The sequence below is a fragment of the Halobacillus locisalis genome (assembly GCF_013694105.1).
GTDB lineage: Bacteria > Bacillota > Bacilli > Bacillales > Halobacillaceae > Halobacillus > Halobacillus locisalis.
In genome coordinates this window covers 540,572-556,129 of the sequence record NZ_JACEFG010000001.1, presented here as the reverse complement: position 1 = coordinate 556,129, position 15,558 = coordinate 540,572, and the positions used below count along the sequence as shown (strand labels likewise).

The 15,558-nt window shown below is 42.5% G+C and carries 19 protein-coding genes; 5 read left to right on the top strand and 14 right to left on the bottom strand.

Annotation, left to right across the window (positions count from 1 at the left end; genetic code table 11):
• Positions 1-77: 77 nt before the first annotated feature.
• Positions 78-1,046 carry an asparaginase gene (locus H0266_RS02955; protein ID WP_181470883.1) on the top strand — a complete coding sequence of 323 codons (969 nt, stop codon included), beginning with the start codon at positions 78-80 and terminating at the stop codon, positions 1,044-1,046.
• 36 nt (positions 1,047-1,082) lie between these two features.
• Here H0266_RS02955 and H0266_RS02950 read toward each other — a convergent pair whose 3' ends face one another.
• The 7 genes from H0266_RS02950 to H0266_RS02920 form a co-directional block, all read right to left on the bottom strand.
• Positions 1,083-2,060 (bottom strand): YpdA family putative bacillithiol disulfide reductase, encoded by a 978-nt coding sequence (locus H0266_RS02950; RefSeq protein WP_181470882.1) that lies wholly within the window; start codon positions 2,058-2,060, stop codon positions 1,083-1,085.
• A gap of 163 nt (positions 2,061-2,223) precedes the next feature.
• Positions 2,224-3,504, bottom strand: a complete 1,281-nt coding sequence (locus H0266_RS02945; RefSeq protein ID WP_181470881.1) for a Glu/Leu/Phe/Val family dehydrogenase — start codon at positions 3,502-3,504, stop codon at positions 2,224-2,226.
• A gap of 141 nt (positions 3,505-3,645) precedes the next feature.
• Complete coding sequence (locus H0266_RS02940) at positions 3,646-4,578, bottom strand: D-alanine--D-alanine ligase family protein (RefSeq protein WP_181470880.1); 933 nt, start codon at positions 4,576-4,578, stop codon at positions 3,646-3,648.
• Positions 4,579-4,733: 155 nt separating this feature from the next.
• Complete coding sequence (locus tag H0266_RS02935) at positions 4,734-5,315, bottom strand: genetic competence negative regulator (protein ID WP_181470879.1); 582 nt, start codon at positions 5,313-5,315, stop codon at positions 4,734-4,736.
• A gap of 122 nt (positions 5,316-5,437) precedes the next feature.
• Positions 5,438-6,340 carry a MerR family transcriptional regulator gene (locus H0266_RS02930; protein ID WP_181470878.1) on the bottom strand — a complete coding sequence of 301 codons (903 nt, stop codon included), beginning with the start codon at positions 6,338-6,340 and terminating at the stop codon, positions 5,438-5,440.
• A 74-nt stretch (positions 6,341-6,414) separates the two neighbouring features.
• A complete protein-coding gene (locus H0266_RS02925) occupies positions 6,415-7,134 on the bottom strand; it encodes a metallophosphoesterase (RefSeq protein ID WP_246363715.1) in 720 nt (239 codons plus the stop codon).
• Between the two features lie 156 nt (positions 7,135-7,290).
• On the bottom strand, positions 7,291-7,905 hold the full coding sequence (locus tag H0266_RS02920; protein ID WP_246363609.1) for a CBS domain-containing protein: 615 nt from the start codon (positions 7,903-7,905) through the stop codon (positions 7,291-7,293).
• Between the two features lie 154 nt (positions 7,906-8,059).
• Here H0266_RS02920 and H0266_RS02915 point away from each other — a divergent pair, with 154 nt between their 5' ends.
• From H0266_RS02915 to H0266_RS02905, 3 genes are read left to right on the top strand one after another with little or no spacing between them, the layout of a single operon-like run.
• Positions 8,060-8,299 (top strand): spore coat associated protein CotJA, encoded by a 240-nt coding sequence (locus tag H0266_RS02915; RefSeq protein WP_181471711.1) that lies wholly within the window; start codon positions 8,060-8,062, stop codon positions 8,297-8,299.
• Positions 8,277-8,540, top strand: coding sequence for a spore coat protein CotJB (locus H0266_RS02910; RefSeq protein ID WP_181470875.1), 264 nt, complete (start codon positions 8,277-8,279; stop codon positions 8,538-8,540). The genes H0266_RS02915 and H0266_RS02910 overlap by 23 nt, the downstream gene beginning before the upstream one ends.
• Before the next feature lie 16 nt (positions 8,541-8,556).
• Entirely contained in the window at positions 8,557-9,126 is a 570-nt protein-coding gene (locus H0266_RS02905) for a manganese catalase family protein (protein WP_181470874.1), read from the top strand.
• Positions 9,127-9,163: 37 nt separating this feature from the next.
• On the opposite strand, the gene H0266_RS02900 is transcribed toward H0266_RS02905, so the two are convergent.
• Genes H0266_RS02900 through H0266_RS02885 form a run of 4 tightly spaced genes read right to left on the bottom strand, consistent with a single transcriptional unit; the run spans position 9,164 to position 12,646 of the window.
• Positions 9,164-9,469 carry a hypothetical protein gene (locus H0266_RS02900; RefSeq protein WP_181470873.1) on the bottom strand — a complete coding sequence of 102 codons (306 nt, stop codon included), beginning with the start codon at positions 9,467-9,469 and terminating at the stop codon, positions 9,164-9,166.
• Entirely contained in the window at positions 9,435-10,052 is a 618-nt protein-coding gene (locus H0266_RS02895) for a CPBP family intramembrane glutamic endopeptidase (protein ID WP_181470872.1), read from the bottom strand. The genes H0266_RS02900 and H0266_RS02895 overlap by 35 nt, the downstream gene beginning before the upstream one ends.
• Entirely contained in the window at positions 10,012-11,568 is a 1,557-nt protein-coding gene (locus H0266_RS02890; RefSeq protein ID WP_181470871.1) for a RecQ family ATP-dependent DNA helicase, read from the bottom strand. The genes H0266_RS02895 and H0266_RS02890 overlap by 41 nt, the downstream gene beginning before the upstream one ends.
• Positions 11,561-12,646, bottom strand: coding sequence for a YpbB family protein (locus H0266_RS02885; RefSeq protein WP_181470870.1), 1,086 nt, complete (start codon positions 12,644-12,646; stop codon positions 11,561-11,563). Before H0266_RS02885 ends, H0266_RS02890 begins: the two co-directional genes overlap by 8 nt.
• Positions 12,647-12,717: 71 nt before the next feature.
• Between H0266_RS02885 and H0266_RS02880 the strand changes: the two genes are divergently transcribed.
• The gene (locus tag H0266_RS02880) at positions 12,718-12,966 is read left to right on the top strand and encodes a ferredoxin (protein ID WP_181470869.1); all 249 of its coding nucleotides are present in this window, start codon (positions 12,718-12,720) and stop codon (positions 12,964-12,966) included.
• A gap of 29 nt (positions 12,967-12,995) precedes the next feature.
• Here the strand turns inward: H0266_RS02880 and H0266_RS02875 are convergent, their stop codons facing one another.
• The 3 genes from H0266_RS02875 to sigX all read right to left on the bottom strand — a co-directional run bounded on the left by H0266_RS02875 (position 12,996) and on the right by sigX (position 15,261).
• Positions 12,996-13,448 (bottom strand): helix-turn-helix transcriptional regulator, encoded by a 453-nt coding sequence (locus H0266_RS02875; protein WP_181470868.1) that lies wholly within the window; start codon positions 13,446-13,448, stop codon positions 12,996-12,998.
• A gap of 108 nt (positions 13,449-13,556) precedes the next feature.
• On the bottom strand, positions 13,557-14,732 hold the full coding sequence (locus H0266_RS02870) for a hypothetical protein (protein ID WP_181470867.1): 1,176 nt from the start codon (positions 14,730-14,732) through the stop codon (positions 13,557-13,559).
• Positions 14,722-15,261 (bottom strand): RNA polymerase sigma factor SigX, encoded by a 540-nt coding sequence (gene sigX, locus H0266_RS02865; protein WP_181470866.1) that lies wholly within the window; start codon positions 15,259-15,261, stop codon positions 14,722-14,724. The genes H0266_RS02870 and sigX overlap by 11 nt, the downstream gene beginning before the upstream one ends.
• Positions 15,262-15,558 lie beyond the last annotated feature (297 nt).

Genomic DNA, 15,558 nt, shown 5'->3' with positions numbered 1-15,558 from the left:
CTCTTTCTTTCACCTACGTTTCATCGTATCATGGAAAGGAAGGAAAGGAAACAAATGAATGGAAGTTGGTGGTAAAGATGAAAAGGATTTTAGTGTTACATACTGGTGGAACAATATCTATGAAAGAAAATAAAGAAACAGGAGAAGTAAACACCTCTGAAAAGCACCCATTAGATGAAATATCCGCGATGCTTGCCAGGGAAACAGAAATAGAAGATGAGATCATCTTCTACCTCCCCTCTCCCCACATCCGCCCTGACCATATGCTTAAGTTAGGACAAAGCATACATGAGCGGATGGCGAAAAAAAACTATGATGGAGTGGTCATTACACACGGAACCGATACTTTAGAAGAAACGGCTTATTTTCTTGATTTGTTTTTGCAAACGAGAAAACCAGTTGTCGTCACAGGTGCTATGCGTTCAAGTAACGAAATCGGCTCAGATGGATTGTATAATTTGTTAAGTGCTATACGTGTGGCAAGTTGTGATGAGGCTCAAGATAAAGGGGTACTTGTTGTGATGAATGATGAAATTCATACAGCTCGAAACGTAACGAAAACATCAACAAGTAATGTGGCTACATTCCAAAGCCCTCAATATGGGCCAATTGGGATTACAACGAAGACGGATGTATTCTTCCATCATAAGATGACACGTTACGATTCCTACCCCATTCAGAGCATTAACAAGAAAGTTTCTCTTATTAAGGCGTACGCCGGGATGGACGGTACGCTCATTGATGCCGTAAGAGAAAGCGGAGTTGATGGTATGGTGATTGAAGCGCTAGGGCAGGGAAACTTACCTCCGGATACGGTAGAGGCCGTTCGAAGAACCATCGACCATGGCATTCCGATCGTTCTCGTTTCCCGTTGTTATCAAGGGGTCGTTCAAGATACGTACGCCTACGCCGGTGGTGGTCGTCAGTTAAGGGATATGGGCGTTATTTTCGCCAATGGCGTCACTGGTCCAAAGGCACGGATTAAATTGATGGTTGTCTTAGAAATGACGAACAACCCGACGGAATTGCAACATATGTTCAGCTAAACAAAATCCCCGAAACTCATAGTTTCGGGGATTTTACTATTCTTTGTTACGGATGGACTGTGCGATTTTACCGCCATGATGGCGGCCATTTTCTATAAAGATCTCATTATTGTTGTATCCTGCCGCAATTACTCCAGCAATATAAATGCCTGGCACGTTCGTTTCCATCGTCTCTTCTTTGAAATTCGGTCGACCCGTTTCTTCGTCCATTTCTACTCCCATTTCTGTTAAGAAGCTATGATCTGGTCGATACCCGGTCATGGCGAATACGAAATCATTTGGAATGCGTCTGATTTCTCCTTCACATTCATACACCAATTCAGTGTCGGTAATTTCTTGAATGTTAGCGCAAAACTCCATATCAACGATACCCTTGTTGACTAACGCTTCAAATTGAGGCAAGATCCAAGGTTTAATACTCTTAGAGTATTCACTACCGCGATATAAAACCGTAACGTTAGCTCCAGCTTTCTCCAACTCAAGTGCGGCATCGGCAGCGGAGTTCTTACCACCGATGACGGCTACATTTTTCTGGTAATAAGGGTGCGCTTCTTTGAAGTAGTGCATCACTTTAGCCAGCTCTTCACCTTTAATCCCCATATAGTTCGGTTGGTCGTAATAGCCGGTAGCGACTACAACCTGCTCAGCATGATACTGTCTCTTCTCACCAGTATTCTTTACAGTAGAAATGGTAAATCCTTGATTCGTTTTCTTCACTTCTTCTACTCTCTCAAAGGCATGTACATTCAGCTTTTCCCGCTCAGCGACTGCCCGGTAATAAGCGAGGGCTTCATTACGTACCGGTTTTTGACGTTCTGAGATAAATGGAATGTCTCCAATTTCTAGTTTTTCACTGGAACTGAAGAATGTTTGGTGAGTCGGGTAATGGTAAATCGAGTTCACAATATTTCCTTTTTCTATAATGAGAGGCTGGATTCCTTGTTTTTTCAGCTCTATTGCTGCACTCATCCCACAAGGACCCCCACCAATGATAATGACTTTTTCTTGTTGCACGTCTGTCACTCCTCTTTCTTTACAAAAGTGCCCATCAACTATTGTAGACGCTGTATCATTCATCGAAGTGGACGGACACTACGTATTAGGGCGTCCATTTTAAAAGAACAAAAAATAATCTCCTACCATCACAATGATAGGAGATTACTCTTGTCAAATCAACCTATATCCATCCACGGAACCTTGAAGCTTCAGCCATCTTCCTCACACCTACCATATAGGCTGCGAGTCTCATATCCACTCGTCTGGTTTCAGCAGTTCTATATACATTATCGAACCCTTTAACCACGATTTTGTGGAGCTTTTCTTCTACTTCTTCTTCTGACCAGTAATATCCCTGATTGTTTTGAACCCATTCAAAGTACGAGACTGTCACTCCTCCTGAGGAAGCCAAAACGTCGGGTACAAGTAAAATGCCACGTTCTGAAAGAATCCTTGTTGCGTCTAGAGTTGTTGGGCCATTGGCAGCTTCGACTACGATGGACGCTTTTATGTTATAAGCATTGTCTTCTGTTATTTGATTTTCAATCGCTGCCGGTACAAGAATGTCACAATCGAGCTCTAGAAGCTCTTCGTTTGTGATTGTATTTTTGAACAGATTGGTTACTGTTCCAAAACTGTCGCGGCGATCTAGTAAGTAATCGATGTCGAGTCCATCAGGATCATGAAGACCACCATACGCATCAGATATACCGATGACTTTCGCGCCACGGTCGTGCATGAATTTCGCAAGGAAACTACCTGCGTTTCCGAAACCTTGTACGACGACGCGTGCACCTTCAACTTCAATTCCTTTTTTCTTCGCTGCTTCTTCGATACAGATGGTGACACCTTTGGCCGTTGCCGTTTCACGACCGTGTGATCCTCCAAGTACCAGTGGTTTTCCGGTAATGAATCCAGGGTTATTGAATTCATCAATACGACTGTATTCATCCATCATCCAAGCCATGATTTGAGAGTTTGTAAATACATCAGGCGCGGGAATGTCTTTTGTCGGTCCTACGATTTGACTGATTGCCCGAACATAACCACGACTCACACCTTCAAGTTCGCGGAAAGACATTTCGCGTGGATCACAGACAATACCACCTTTACCTCCGCCATAAGGAAGGTCGACAATTCCTGCTTTCAAACTCATCCAAATGGAGAGTGCCTTCACTTCCTTCTCTGATACACCAGGGTGGAATCTGACGCCACCTTTTGTAGGGCCTACAGCATCGTTATGCTGGGCTCGATAGCCAGTAAAGATTTTTATTTTATCATTGTCCATGCGTACAGGAATACGCACCGTCATCATTCGTACGGGTTCTTTCATCAGTTCATAAACTTCATCAGGATACCCTAATTTATCAAGTGCTTTTTTAACCACGGTTTGCGTGGACTTTAACACGTCTAATTTGTCGTTTTGTTCGTTTGCAGTATCTGTTGGCTTATCGGCTACCATCCATTTACCTCCTATATGCATCCATTCACGTAAGGGTCTTCTTTCAGTCAATAGTATACACGCTCACCTCTATAATGGAAAGGCAGAAACGGTTAATTTCTGTTCTTTTCAAAAAGAATTTGTAAGCGATTACACGAATCCCTATTTACCTGAAGTCGATAATTCGACAAATTTCTGGATTAACTCGTCGTAGCTCCAACCAATTTCCAGAGCGGAGTCTGGGAACAGACTCGTTGGAGTCATACCTGGAAGTGTGTTGACTTCGAGGATAATCGGTTCATCGTTTTCATTTATGATGAAATCAACACGGGAGTACACGTTGCACCCTAATTCCTGATGAGCAAGAACCGCTTCTTTCTTCAATCGATCAGTCAGTGACAAATCGATCGGTGCTGGTACGATATGTTCACTTCCACCTGGTTTATATTTTGAATCAAAGTCATAATAATCATTCTTTGGAATGATTTCAATCACTGGAAGCGCCTGCTCTTCACCCTGACGACCAATCACAGGAACTGTGACTTCTCGACCTTTAACATATTCTTCAACGAGAATAGTAGAATCAGAACTTGCGGCTAATTGGATCGCTTCCTCAATTTGGTCATCTGTTTTTACGATGGTAAGGCCGAGTGTGGAGCCTTCCTGGTTTGGTTTGACGACAAAAGGTAGCGAGAATTTTTTTCGAACATCCTTGATGATCTTCATCGTATCTGTTTCATCTGTCACAGGATACGCTTTACTCTTAGCTATTTGGATATTATTCATAGAGAAGATTTGCTTTGCTTTCGCTTTATCCATTGCTAATGCAGAGGCTAAAGAGCCAGAGCCTACATAAGGAAGACCCAGCATATCTAAAAGCCCTTGTATCTTACCGTCTTCTCCAAAGCGACCGTGCAGCCCTATGAAGACGAGATCGACATTTAATTCAAGGACTTCTTCCAATCGCTCGGGCGAGAAATCGATATCTATGACCTCATGGCCGTTATTTTTTAATGCTTTTATAATTCCCTTACCCGTGGATAAAGAAACCTCTCGTTCACCGGAAGTGCCTCCGTATAAAACCGCAATCTTCATAATCTACACTCCATTTCTATCTGCAAAAAATATTGGACATACTTTATCATAGTAACACGTTCTTCTATGCTCTTCTATCCATAAGTGACAGAAGCATACCAAATATCGAACAAACAAAAGGAACGAGGCTACAAGAGCATCGTTCCTTTTTCAACTTATGAAAAATAATGGTGAATGGTTCGGCAGGCATGGCCATCCATGATCGTTTTACCGTATTCCATTAAACGATGAGATGTTGCTGCGGATGCTGAAGCGAACTCAGACATTAAAGCAATAACTTGGTCTTGGTCCAAATGCCAGACATCTTCGTCAGTCAACAACATATAATAATCATCGTTATAATGGTAGACACTTCCACCGTCAACATTCAATCGATGGAGTTGAAGACCCGCCTGAATGACATCTTCAAAGCGGTGGAATGAAAACATCATTTCGCTGCTTTCATCTAATGTGACTTTCATCTCTAAATAGTCCTCTTCTTCTTCTAAGTCTACAGGTTCACTTCTTGTGACAATGATCAGCATGCCTTGAGCTTGTAGCAAATACACTTGGACAAGTAGTACGCCAGTAAGCTCTTCACCTAGTTCAATGCCAGCGTCATACATCATATCACTAAATATACGATGGACACTCGGCAAATCACTCCATAGCTCATCGCGAGATAAGCCTCTGTCCGTTAAATCATCAAACGTCAGAAAGATTTTAAATTTCTCATTTGTCATTCTTTCTACTCGCACATGATCGCCCCCCTGTCACAATGTGTTTATCTATATCTTATGATGTTTGTTATGATTATGGCACCTTTTTTCAAATTATATCGAACCCATATTCACAGGGGCAACCTTAAATCGTATATTTATTATGCTCGGAGTTGCAACCACTTCTCCCAATCTTTCTTAGAATTACCTACAATGAACGGTTGAATTCGTTTTCTGTCTAATTCGGACAACCTGTCATAAGCATATCCACCCAGGCCAATTTTCAATTCAGGAAACTGTTTTGATAATGACTCAGCCAACCGAACGGTTATGGGGATATTCTTTTTCAGGGTACAGGACATGAACATGTACGTGGGATCAATTTCTTCGATCACAACATCAATGTCTCCACCTGCAATGCTCTGACCTAAGTACACGACATCGTAACCTTTTCTTTTCAAGAATAAAGCGAAAATGAGTAAACCTAGTTCATGGCGCTCATTTGGCCCACACACAAGCAGGGCTTTCGGCAGCATTCCATCGGTCGGAATGGACAGAAGCATCATGCCGATTCTCGAACGGATAAATTGAGTGGCGAAATGCTCATGAGCACTTGTAATTTGATTCTCTTCCCAAAGGTCGCCGATTTTAACTAAAATGGGACCTATGATATCAATAGCTACGGTTTCCGGTGTGAAGAGACTGAAGGCATGATCCAGTTTCGCTTGGGCATCATTTTCATTGAAAGAAAGTAAGGCATCAAGGAGGTCATCGCCGATTTTATCTAGTTGGTTTGTATGCTCTGACTCATTCGTTTCTGTAAACACTTGATCATTACTCTCAAGTAACGTTACTGCTTGGGAGATTGTGAAGCCCTTATTTACTTTCTCCATCAGCCATTTCAAGATTCTTATATGATCATCGGTGTACAGGCGGTGTCCGGCCTCATTCCGGGAAGGGCGAATCATTTGATAGCGCCGCTCCCAAGCACGAAGCGTACCCGGCTGTATACCGATCATTTGAGAAACGGCTTTAATGTTATATTTCGGTTTCGTATTCGCCATAGGATTGCCCCCACACACTATATTTACTATCATTATATCGTTTGTGCAAATGTCATGTAAAATTTGTATATTCTCTATAGCCCACTCGGGCGCCGAATGGTTAGAATATGACATTCTGCAGTCGTTCCCAGACGTAATGGCCAAACTGAGGTCCCATACCCTTCACTTACGAGCAGATGTCGACTCGCATAAGTACGAAATCCTCCCCTTTTATAAGGTCCAAATCCAAGAAATCGAATTTGCCCACCATGTGTATGTCCACTAAGAACGAGATGAAATCTCTTTTGGTCCTTTTTATTCATCCGTTCATACACGAATGGATCGTGGACACAAAGAATCTGGAAGCAATCTGAATGATGAATCTGTGCCATAGTATGTCGTGGTCTCAAAAAATAGGGATCCATGCCACTAAGCATAAGAGGAGATCCGTCTTTATGTTCAAAGACGTCATCTTCATTGCTTAAGACTTGAATGGAAAATTCCGTTAAAACTTCTAAGAGTTCGCTTTCTTTTAGTTCATGGTCATTATTGCCTGGCACAAAATAGATTGGTACTTGGAAATGACGGAGTTTATCAAGGTTTGTTCTCAACTTTTCGAGACTCGTCCGTTTGTCCACGAGGTCTCCGCCGATGATGATTAAGTCGACTTCTTTCACTTGAGATAATGTACCCTCTTTGATAATCCGGTTATGTATATCTGATATAAAGAATAGTGTAAGAGGAATAGTTGATGGAAAATGCGAATCTTGCACCACGTGAGTGCGTACATGATCATGCTGAGATTTAAAAAACATATAGAGCAACAATAGGACTCCTATAGTGATGATGAAACTTATAATCAAACCCAAGAAGAACACCATCCTCAGAAAGAGAGTAAAACACATCTTATCACAAAAAGCAGCCTAAGTGAAAGAAAAAAAGACCGCTATGCCACCCATAGCGGTCTTTGCTTATACCTCTTTTACACTCAAAATACGGAATCCAGACTTCTCTAGCTTCTTCGTGAATGTGTCAATATTGTCTTTCTTCTCAATTTTCAAGACGATGCGCCTTGCTAATTTGTCTGTTTCATCGAATGTCGCGAGAGAAATAATGTTTCCGTGATAACTCTGGATGATATCCCCTAATCGTTCAATACGCCCTGCAGACTCCTCTGACGTAAAGGCGATCCGAATGCCAGCCCTCTTCACTCCAAACGCGCTCTCGAATTGTTCAATAACGTCATACCTTGTGACTAATCCAAGAAATTCTTTATTCTCATTGACCACCGCTAAAACAGGAAACCCTTTGAAAGAGGGTAAGGTACGCTCAAACACCTCTTCATCATGAATATAAAGGTCCTCATGATCTGCAATATCTCCAGCAGTAGTTTGACTGAGGAATTGTTCTTTTGACTGATTTCCATTAAAGAAAGAACGATAAATCGTCTCCTTGGAAACCATCCCTTTAAATATTTTACCGTCCAATACAGGCACGGAATCGATATCATGCTGATTTAACATCTCAAGAACCGTATTCAACGGATCAGCGCTTCTTGCCGTGTATGATTTATGCGACGGCTTCATAATCCCTTTGACAAACATCTCATCACCTCGTTGATAGTCTTTTCTACTCTTAATTCTCTATGTATCCTACAGATTCCTCCCCTCTTTTAAAGAATAGCCACAGATTCTGTTGCATAAAGTGTGTTGATGAGTAATGGAAGGTGATGATGAAGTGATGAATACGCCAACGAAGTGTTATCAGCCATATCACGGACCTTTTGATCCATGCCCACCAAGGCCATACGTTTGTTACTCGACGCCTCCTGACCTGTACATCGGTTTCCAGCAACCGAGCATGCCACAGTACTCCTTGAAGGAAGCTCTCTATAAAGGGACATTGTGGCCCGCTTTTTATGATCCTTTCCCGGCCCCAGCAAAGAGAGGAGGCAATCATGAGCAAGCAAAAGACCGTTAACCGCTATGAACTGATGGAAAAAATTCAAATGGTCGATTTTGCCTTGGTGGATCTTACTCTTTATTTAGATACTCACCCTCAAGACTCTCAAGCTATTCAACAATTTAACCAATTAGCTGTTGAAAGTCGGGACTTGAAGCACGTGTATGAACAACATTTCGGGCCCCTCAGGCAATATGGGGCAAGCTATTCAGGTTATCCATGGAACTGGAAGGATAGCCCCTGGCCGTGGCAACTATGAGTGAGGAGGACGCTTGATGTGGTATTATGAGAAGAAGTTGCAGTATCCAGTCAAGGTGACCGAATGTAATCCTAGATTAGCGAAGTACTTGATTGAACAATACGGAGGAGCTGACGGTGAATTATCGGCCGCTCTGCGCTACTTAAATCAGCGGTACACCATTCCAGACAAAGTGATCGGACTCTTAACAGACATTGGCACGGAGGAATTTGCTCACCTTGAGATGATTGCGACTATGATTTATAAGCTAACCAAAGATGCTACGCCGGAACAAATGAAAGAAGCCGGCTTAGGAGCGCATTATGCAAACCATGATCATGCTTTATATTACAGTAATGCAGCTGGTTCACCGTGGACAGCTACTTACATCGCAGCTAAGGGTGACCCCATAGCCGATTTATATGAGGATATTGCTGCGGAAGAAAAAGCGAGAGCGACTTATCAATGGATTATTAATATGTCAGATGACCCATGCTTGAATGATAGCCTCAAGTTCTTGCGGGAAAGAGAAATCATCCACTCCCAACGCTTTCGAGAAGCCGTCGAAATACTTAAATTCGAGAAAGATAGAAAAGTATTCTTTTAGCTTAATCCTTACACCTCCTTCCATTTCGGAGGTGTTTTTAGTTGTCTACCGTGACTTGCTCATGCAGGGGGTGTTCTTCGATGATAGAAGGATTCTCTGATGAACCAAACCACCGGTCCCAGTATGGAAAAGAAAGCAGGATCGCAGCTATAATAACAAACCATAAGAACAGGAAGCGAATCCACATACTACTGATTTTCCATTTTGTTTTTTTGGTGCGTTGTTGGTGGACTTCACTTCTTGGAGGTAGGTCAAGGACGTCCATTCCCTCTTTAAATCCACCTTCTTCTTTGTAGGTACGTAATGACTCAGCTTGATCCTTTGATTGATGTTGACTCTCCATTTTCCCGTCCCCACTTTCCGTAACGAATCCACAAACCTAACACAGCATCCACAATAAAGTGAGCCGTGATGGTCACCGTGAGACTTTCTGTGACTTCGAATAAATAGCCAATGTAAAAGCTTACTAATAGGACAGAAATGAGAAGCACCGGTTTGGTCAAATAGCGAAAATGAATGACAGCAAAGACGATACTTGCAATCACGTACCCAAATTGAGTATGAACAACCCCTCTAAACAGCATTTCCTCACTAATCGCGATCAGTAACGTAAGAAGAATGACACTTGGGGTCGTCCGGTTCTTAAACACTTTCTCATTAATGCCGCCATCGTCATAAAACCGTTTAGGTAAACTATACAGAAGAGTGAAATCGATGAGTAGAATCAGAAGTCCCGGTATAACCCCGTACCATACCCACATGGATGGAGAGATAGGGAACAGACTCATCCAATCAGACCAGTAAGCATCAAAAAGAAAAAGACTTGTCACTAAAGCGATTGAAAGTAGAATAATTTGTGTGGCTATCAATTGAATCGTGATATCCTTATCGCTCATTTGTTGGATGATTTCTGCTTGACGTTTCATGGTTGCCTCCTCTACCAAACACTAGAGCTAATCGTTCTTCCCACGTTCGTGTGCTACTTTTCTTCTTTTGCGTTGACAATTCGAGTGCATCAATATCGAAAGAACAAGCATCGCAGCACGCTACAATTGGTGTCCTCACTTCGTCTTGAAACGGGCGATATAAAGCTTCCCTGCGGCACTCTGTGTGGTGAATCCAGTCAATCATTTCTTTTAACTTTGATTGTTTATAATGCCACCTTTCTTGAACCACCTGTATGATGTCACGCACTACATGAGGGTGATCCGGTTTATTTATGACCTCCCTCCCATCTATCACGCCTCGTTCTTCTAATTGATATTTGATAAAATTCCATTGGGATTCCGAAAGCCGTAACCTTTCTCTGACAAGCTCATCTTCAGGCAATGGCTCGTTCGATGAACGGTATCCATTAATATGAGAAAGAATATGATTCACATCCGCTTTCTCCGGAACTTCACTCTCAATCAGCATTTGTGGTAATAAATGATCTTTTGCTGTATGAAGGACCAAGCTCACACAAGGATGGCCATCTCTACCAGCACGCCCCACCTCTTGGATGAACGACTCAAGTTGTGCTGGGAAATGATAATGAATGACTAAGCGAATGTTCTTCTTGTCTACCCCCATACCAAATGCACTTGTACAACAAATCACATCCAACTGATCATTCATGAACTGCTGCTGGACAAGCATACGATCCGTTTGCTCCATCCCACCATGATAAAAGGCTACACGTCTTGTTCCTATTTGTTGCAGTTCAGCGGCTACTCGCTCTGCCCACTGCCTACTTGAAAAATAAATCATCGTCGGCGCATCATTCTTAGCTATCACTTGTTTAATCTGCTTCACTTTCTCACCAGGAGACGATACATGTCTTACCGCAAAACTGATATTTGGTTTATCCATAGGATAAATTAACTGCTTCATTTCCGGCCTATTTAGTTTTTCTTTGATATCTTCCTGTACTTCAGGTGTGGCCGTCGCGCTAAGAGCTAAAACTGTAGGGTCTCCGAGTTGGTGAATCACGCGATGCAGTTTTAAATAGTCTGTTCTGAATTCATGTCCCCACTGGGAGATACAATGTGCCTCGTCAATCACAAATAAATCTACAGTCGCTTGTTGCAACCTTTCAATGAGCCAATCGTTCTGGAGCATCTCGGGAGATACATAGATGAGTTTATAACGTGTTACATTTTTCATCGCATTCATCCGTTGTTCTCGGTCCATGAAACTATTTAAAGCGATCACTGATTTATAGCCTTGTGATTTTAGTTGTTTGACTTGATCGATCATTAAAGAAATCAAAGGAGATACAACGACAGTAATCCCTTCCTGAATTTGAGCAGGAAGTTGATAACAAAGTGATTTTCCGGTTCCAGTAGGCAAAATACCGAGCACATCGTCACCACGTAACACGTCCTCAATGATGGTCCGCTGTCCTTCACGAAAAGTCGAGTATCCGAATGTTTGTTCTAAGTAGTGGGTCAGATCATGCATACGATGTCCCTTCTTTCGAAAAATGTTGATGATGGGCAAGGGTCAGACGAATTTGAAAGTAGCTGAATTCACCGTTCAACCCTTGGTGTATTTGCTTCAGACGTTTTGTTTCTAACGACTCTGTCATAGAAAGAATCAAAGATTGTCCCTCGATCGAAATAAAGGAATCAATTGAAAAATCAGGAATGACTAGAGCCGCTTCAACTAGATGATCTTGAATTGTACTTTTCTTTAAACGCCGCTTTTTCATAATTTCATCGATTGTCCATCCTAGCTTTATATAATAATACGTACGGTTCGCCGACTGTGTAATCAATGTCGAATCACCTAAACCTTCTATGCATTGAGAAAGGATCGGAAACGAACTAGGGTACTGCCGGACTTTTTGTAAGAGGTAATGATACACATGTTGAAGATAAAGGTGAACGTCTTCTTTACTCAAACCACTCTCTGTAGAAAGTTGTTCATATGTGAGGCCAATGACCCCATTCCCTGTTAACCGAGAACTGAACACGTAGGCTTCTCTAGTCGTTCGACCGGATAAGAGAGTGTGCAGTTCTTCATGAAGGGAATCTACAAACGAATCTGTCTGGCCTTGATAGGATGCATAGATCCCTCTCACCCATGACTGTGTTGGTGCGTCATCGATAATCGGAATGAAAGACCGCCTATTGTTGGTGATGTTCGTCATCGTCTGAACGAGTAATAGCAGACGCTTTTCAAAGACCGGTGTCATCTGATGGTAGGTTAATCCCTGAAAGTAAGCAATCGCCGATGCGTCGATCTCCTGGTAACCTTTTTCTCCTACTTCAGTCAAATGGACGAATTGCTGATCGTTCGTTTCAATCATCCCTTTCTGCTCCAATTGATTGAAGTAATGGTCAAGCTGATGTCTTTCAAGGGATTTATAAATCCCAAAAAACCCCTCCAAAGCATACCCCTTTGCATCCTGCATCGTTTGTGAAGATCGTTTTCCAGTCAATAAATGATAGATGCCTGAAATCGTTCGCTCTGCTTGAATGTGGTGTACACAAGTTAATAGAATCGCCTCAAACACTTCGGTCACTCCCTCGTTCATTCGAATTGTTTCGTTGAAATCGGTAGACCAGCCATTTACAATAGAAGATGTATGTAAGGAGGTACAAAGTCTTGGCTAAGTTCACGATTGTTGATAAAGATACATGTATTGCTTGCGGTGCTTGCGGTGCAGCCGCTCCAGATATTTATGATTATGATGATGAAGGAATTGCATACGTTGTTCTTGATGAGAACGAAGGAACAGAAGAAGTACCGGAGTTGTATGAAGAGGATATGGAAGATGCCCTTGAAGGATGCCCTACGGATTCTATAAAGATTGCTGATGCACCTTTTAACGGCGATCCACTCAAGCATGAATGATTAGGACCCCCTTCTTATGGAAGGGGGTTTTAGTTATGACTCAATTCAGAAAAACGCCGCTTCACCTCTTCCTCATCGAAGCTCGAGAACCAGCGCTGGTGATGATGATCGATGATCCGGTAATGCTGACTGATGACATTTTGCTGAAGAATAAACGAATCGTTCTCCTCGAGCGATTGCCACCACACTTTCCCGCCCATTGTCTGCCCAGAAGGCCTTTCTACTTGATCGTGCGCAAGCGTCTCTACGATTTCAAGCGGCGCATCTCCAAGCAGCCCTTTCAACACTTCACTGCCTTGAAATAATGCACATACGGCAACCACGGTCGTCCATCCGGCAATCGTCCGGCCTTTTTCTATTTGTACCAATGTCTTTTTTGATAATCCTAAACATTCAGCCATACGATTTTGGGTATAGCCGGACTCCACTCGGATCAATTTCATTTTTTCAGACACTTGCATCCTCAATTGTTCTTTATCCATGATGGATCGTTCCTTTCTTCACATCTCTATTATTTTAACACGAGAACAAACCCTGCACCTATCGAAAAGCAAAAACCCCCTCACAACAATGGTGCAAGGGGACTCAGGCTATGGTTGAAGTGGGTTGATCGAGTTCGGTACTTCTATTTGTTGCTGGTAATTATATATGGAATCTTCCCTAGGACTTATTCCCGTAAACAAAACATGTTCAAACCCGTACTGTTTGGCTGTCATCAATATGGCTTCGACAGCGGTAATACGTTCTTGCGGATCCTTCCATTCATTATGAGTGAGATTGATTTGTACCGCATTTCCCATTCGTTCAATAGAGGAAAAAGATACGTGATCAGGTACCGGAGCCTTTGTTGCAGGACGGTCTTCTTTCATGTTTTCCACCGCTTCTTCAAAACTCCCGTTAAAAGCTACCGGAACTAAGAAGCGTTCTCCCGTTGTACTCGTGAATATATGATAAATGTAACGCCCCTCTGCAATAGGGGAGATTTCCTCGATCTCGCCGAAGTTACCTAAGTTAACAGGCTCACCTTCTTTCGTTCTCAAACGAATTGAATCGGCATCATAGGCGGCAGCTCTCCATTGAATGGAGCGTGCGACCGCTTGATCAATTGCGCTACCATTCGAGACAAAGTCGGTAGGAAATACGACTTCCACCTCATCTTCCAGCGCTGTGAAAGTATAATCTACTTCAACTTGAGTTAATCCATATAAATCAGGAGAAAAAGAGCTTGGATCGGAGTCTTCCGTTATCCACGTAACAGGTATCAGGACTTGCCCTTGTGAATCGAAATATACTCTTGGGACGCCTTCTGAAGTGGTTGTGTACCGTTCAACAGCGAGTGGCACGGGATCACTCGTCGACTCCGTTTGTTCTTCTCTATCAGCCAGTTCTTCTTCTGCTTGATCACCGGTTATTCCCTCATCAGATGAGTGATCGGAGCCACTTTCCTCACTAGTCTCTTCTCCGCTACTTTCCGTATTTCCCTCCATTGATGACTCCGCACTTTCAGATGTCGATTCCTCATTAGAAGATTGAGAAAATTGTCCACTCATCGAACTGAAAATAGATGGAACAATCATGACCAGAATAAATAGAACGAATACCGATGCGAAGGCGGGCACAATCCATTGAGGTTTTGGCCTTTTTGGTGCGTGCATCCGATTGTTGATTTGTCTGTATAAGTCGTCTTTGTTTTGTTGATCTTGAATAGGTGGGAGGTTTTTCAGTAACTCCTCGATCTGGTTGTCATCATAGGACTTACGCTTCACGTTGTACCCCTCCTTCCTTCGATTTTTCCAGTTTATTTTTCAACGCTTTCATTCCTCTATGTTGGGTTGTCTTCACTTTGCTTTCACTCCAACTCAGTACTTCGGCTGTCTCTTGAATCGACATGCCTTGGATGAACCTGAGCACAATGACACTCCTCTGGTCTATCGTGCAATCATCTAAAGACTTGTAAACCGATTGCATCTCCTCATTTTGAACAGCTATCTCCTCTGGGAGACGGGATTGATCTTTCAACTCCTCGCCTTTTTCTCCCCAATCAAAAAAGTCCATAATCCGTTTTCTTTTTCTCTTCTGTTTACGGAAATAATCGATTGTCACATGGCGAGCCACTGAGAATAGCCACGTCTTTTCACTACTGCGTCCGTCAAACGTGTCATAAGACTTCAATACTTTCATGTAAACATCCTGGACTAGATCTTCAGCTAAATCCCGGTCTTTGACCATGTAGATAATGTATTGGAATAAGTCCTGATGATACTTTTCGTATAATTCATCAAAGAACGGTTTCACATCTCGTACCTCCTGCTCATTTATATAGTCGTTCTATGTATTAAAAAGTTACACTTCTATCTTAATATGAGGATCTAGAAAAAGAAACCATTCTTGACTGTTCCACTTTCACTCAAGTTAATGTACATTAAACTGAAAAAAGCATCTGGCTATCCGCCACACGCTTTTCAGGTTGTTGAAGAAGGTAGTGGAACGGTTCTGTTAGATTATATAAGAATACCGCGGGATGGAAAACGACTCGCTTTCCTGCAGGGGAGCCGGCAAGCCTCCTGCGGAAAGGGAGTCGCTTCCACGCCA